The 3,752-nt window shown below is 49.7% G+C and carries 3 protein-coding genes; 1 reads left to right on the top strand and 2 read right to left on the bottom strand.

Annotated features, from left to right (window positions below):
* The coding region (locus ABYT30_RS16920; RefSeq protein WP_373097608.1) for a TonB-dependent receptor at window positions 1-2,048 on the top strand (2,048 nt) is incomplete at its 5' end.
* A gap of 132 nt (window positions 2,049-2,180) precedes the next feature.
* Here the strand turns inward: ABYT30_RS16920 and ABYT30_RS16915 are convergent.
* The gene (locus ABYT30_RS16915) at window positions 2,181-2,798 is read right to left on the bottom strand and encodes a hypothetical protein (protein ID WP_373097607.1); all 618 of its coding nucleotides are present in this window, start codon (window positions 2,796-2,798) and stop codon (window positions 2,181-2,183) included.
* 156 nt (window positions 2,799-2,954) lie between these two features.
* On the bottom strand, window positions 2,955-3,692 hold the full coding sequence (locus ABYT30_RS16910) for a hypothetical protein (RefSeq protein WP_373097606.1): 738 nt from the start codon (window positions 3,690-3,692) through the stop codon (window positions 2,955-2,957).
* Window positions 3,693-3,752: the final 60 nt, after the last annotated feature.

The following is a 3,752-nucleotide window of genomic DNA, read 5'->3' as shown; positions in this document are numbered from 1 at the left end:
TTAGTGTGTTTAGCCATCCACCGCTGACCAGTTTACGGGTTCGGGGTTTGGGCTCGCCTTTTGATAAGGGCTTTGAACAATCTGCAGGCCTGTTTCTCGACGGTGTTTATCTTGGCCGCTTGGCTTTTTTAGATGCGGCTTTTTTAGACGTTGCCTCGGTAGAGATACTTCGTGGTCCCCAGGGGACACTGTTTGGCAAAAACACGATTTCCGGTGCGATCAGTATTCGATCGGTACAACCCTCGCAGGATCCAGAATTGCTCGCTGAAGCGGTGACTGGCGATGAAGACATCGCTAAATATACCCTTACCGGCAATGTTCCCTTGAGCGACACGGTGGCCCTACGCGCCTCTGCACTGGTCAATAAGCGCGACGGCACCGTTTATAACACCACCCTAGACCGGGATGAAGGCGGCGTTGACTCGCGGGTAGGCCGGGTGCAATTGCGCTGGGATATTGCCGACTGGCTGGATGTTACCGTGGCGGCGGCCGATACCAACCAAGAGTTCAGGCTGGGTAGTTTTCAGGTGCGCACAACAACAGACGATCAGTTCGCGCTGATGCAGTTTTATGATCCGCAAGTTGAAAAAGACACTAGCAATAATCAAAGCTCGCAAGATTACCCCGCGATGACCTACCAGAACGGCAATAAATTTGATGTTCGCTTTAACGCTTCGCTGTGGGGGCATGAGTTCAGCTGGATTAACGCGTTGAGTTCAATTACCGAGGAGTCGTTAACAGACTTAGATTTTTCACCTATTCCGCTTTTGTTCTTTCTTAACGGCGAAGACTACGAGCAGCTCAGTAGCGAGCTGCGCATCGTGTCGCCGCTAGGGATGCTTGGCGGCAAACTAGACTATGTCGCCGGTGCCTATGTGGCTCAGAGTGAAACCACCATCAAGGTCATTATCGACGCCGCGCCAACGCCCTCAGATTTAGCGTCAGGGCTGGCGCTAAGCGGCGGCGGCCTCGGTGCTTTGGGCGGATTGCTGGGTCCCGCGACGGGCGATGAACCGGGGGAGCGCTTATTGATTGATGGCTACCAAGAGAGCATTAGCTCCGCAGTTTATGCCCAAGCAAGTTGGCATTTCAACGACGAGCTAAGCTTAACCGCTGGTGTGCGGGTCTCTACGGAAACCAAGGATGTGGATCAAACGCTGCAATTGTTCACGGCGGGCACAGACGCTGATGGCCCGGTATTTACCCAGCTGGTTACTGCCCAAGAATATCGCCTGATCGATAAGCGAGTAGATCGGGATGTGAGCCCCAAATTCTCATTAAACTGGCTCCCCGACGACGACCTTACTTTTTACCTGAGTGCAGCCCAAGGCTTTAAAAGCGGTGGTTATAGCGGCTCTGCGGTGCGTGCAGAAATTGCTGAGGTGGAACCAGAATCTTCCACCACCTATGAGGCGGGGGCCAAGACCCGTTTGCTTGGCGGCGCGGCAACCCTGAATGCGGCGACCTTCTATACGGAGTTTGAAGATCTACAGCTAACAATCTTTGAGGGCAATGTCAGCCGTATTTCCAACGCGGCAGGGGCGATCTCCAAAGGCGCGGAGCTTGAGGCGGCGTTTGTTACGCCGTGGGACGTGTCGGGGAATTTTTCGGTGGCGTATTTAGATGCCACCTTTACCGATTACGCCAATGGCCCGTGTCCGGCTGGGGAAGACACGCCCTGTGATTTAACGGGTAAACCGCTGGCCTTTGCACCGCTGTGGAAGACCACCTTTAGCATGAACTATTTTCACGACTTGTGGGCTGCCCCCGTCAATCTGTTGTTTGGTTTTGATGTGCTTTACGAAGACGACAAATTTTTGCAATCGGATCAAGACCCCATTGATGTGCAGGGGGAGTTTGCGACCTTGAATCTGCGCTTACGCTTAGCGGACGATGACGACCGCTGGTCGCTGCAGGCCTTTGTCCGCAATGCCACCGATGAGTTTGCCTTAGACGGCGGTGGCGATATTCCGACCTTGTCGGGCGCACATTTTGGCCGTGCGATTGCCTCGCGACAATTGGATGTGGCATTCAGAGTTAAGTTTTAAGGCTGTTAAGGTCGCTAGAAATCTGCGGGGTATTTAACAAACTCCGTAAATGATAGCGGTCGCGCTTTAGCGTTATAGGCAAGGAGAAAACTGGGTTTATGGGGCTGGATTTCATTAGTTGCTTGATTTCCGCTAAAGGTCAGCGGCGACGCATTCATCGCCAAGGACAATGTCGTTATTTCCACAGACAACTTCAACGCGGCTAATCCCGTCGCCATCGTCGTTAGCAGAAGACTCGCTAGCGCTAGTACTGCCGCCGCCACCGCCACTAGCGCTAGCAGCGACCCCGACGACTATCGCGCCCAGCCATACCCAAGGCTTGGCTACGATCGTGCTGCTTGATCCAGTACTGCTTCCAGAGGCATTGAGTACTGGTGACAACTTGCTTAGCACTGGTAGGCCGTAGAGCCTGCCAAGGGAATTGCCCGTAGAATCAGTCGACCACTGCAAGGGCATTAATAAACGCTCTTGATAATAGCCTGCACTCGCGTCGTGTTCGAACACGTCATCGACTTTGCGATTTATATCCGCCGTCGCGTACATTGACCGCACAATATTACGGGTAGAACCTAAGGCAAGGTTGGCCTGCCAGCGGCTCTGATCGGAATGAACATCACCCACATTCCAATTAAATTCCATCAGCACGCCAACCCGATCTTGCGACGGAGCGGCATAACTTAGGATGGGCGACAGCGTTAGTGCCAACGCCATTAAAGGGGGCAAGACACCACGAAAAGACACGCTAAACATATTTCCCTCGACAATTTGCTCGTATTATTTTTAAATTTGGCTGTGAATCCTATTTGCTACGACCATCACAAGGCTTTTGTTTGATAGCGCTGCGATCTGCGGCAAATTTGGCGCGCAGCAGAAAATTTGTCCGACAGCTGCGCCTTGTTATGCAATCTACTCACCGACGACTCTTTTTGCCTCATGATATGGAGCGCATTTTTGTAGGTATTCTTTACAAAATCCTGAAAACTTCTCTGATGGATTCGCAAGAACTTCTATTGTTTCCAGCGCCTCTCTAATTTTCCGTTTCCTATTTCTTTTTTTTATATCTGTATCGGCTGATTCATAATCTTTTATGGCATCTTCGAGCGCCTGACTAAAACCATGCAGACTTACCAAAATATCAGCCCGAGGCTTCATCAGTCTTACCGAATTTAAACCGCAGACTCTTATAGTTCGCTCACCGATGCACTCTTGATTATCATTCGCAGCAATCCTTATATCGGTGTAATGAAATATATCTTCCGGATCCGTATCATAGGGATTAACAATAGGTTCAATTACTGTGTCATGGTCTTCTTTACTTCCATTACATTTTCTGCATGCAGGTAGAAAATTTTCCCAATTAAATGCCATTTCGGGATAAATAGACTTAGGGGCAAAATGCTCTACTTCGATATTTCCACTCTCTCCTGGCTTTGTCTCACAGAATGCGCATTTTTGAAGCGAGCTTTGAAATAAGATATTTTTTATGTCTTGGTGTCGATAGTGAACGAGCAGCCTCTCTTTTTGTTCCTTGGGAATTCTTGAATAACCTCCATAAGTAGTAATGGCATCAATTAGATTGGATTTCCAAGATTCCTCATTATCGATAAGTATTGCTGGTTTGGCTTTACGATTTAACTTAATCATTCGACAACGCCACCAGCGAAGCATATTTAGCATTAAGAACAGTCAAAATTGAATCGCTAG

It is taken from the genome of Zhongshania sp., assembly GCF_041623545.1.
GTDB lineage: Bacteria > Pseudomonadota > Gammaproteobacteria > Pseudomonadales > Spongiibacteraceae > Spongiibacter.
The sequence above is the reverse complement of the archived record's forward strand: the minus strand, read 5'-3'. Positions and strand labels throughout refer to the sequence as shown.

Excerpts from the sequence above, each read along its gene's own strand:
- ABYT30_RS16910 (WP_373097606.1), bottom strand. The coding sequence starts at position 3,692 with ATGATTAAGTTAAATCGTAAAGCCAAACCAGCAATACTTATCGATAAT.
- ABYT30_RS16915 (WP_373097607.1), bottom strand. The coding sequence starts at position 2,798 with ATGTTTAGCGTGTCTTTTCGTGGTGTCTTGCCCCCTTTAATGGCGTTG.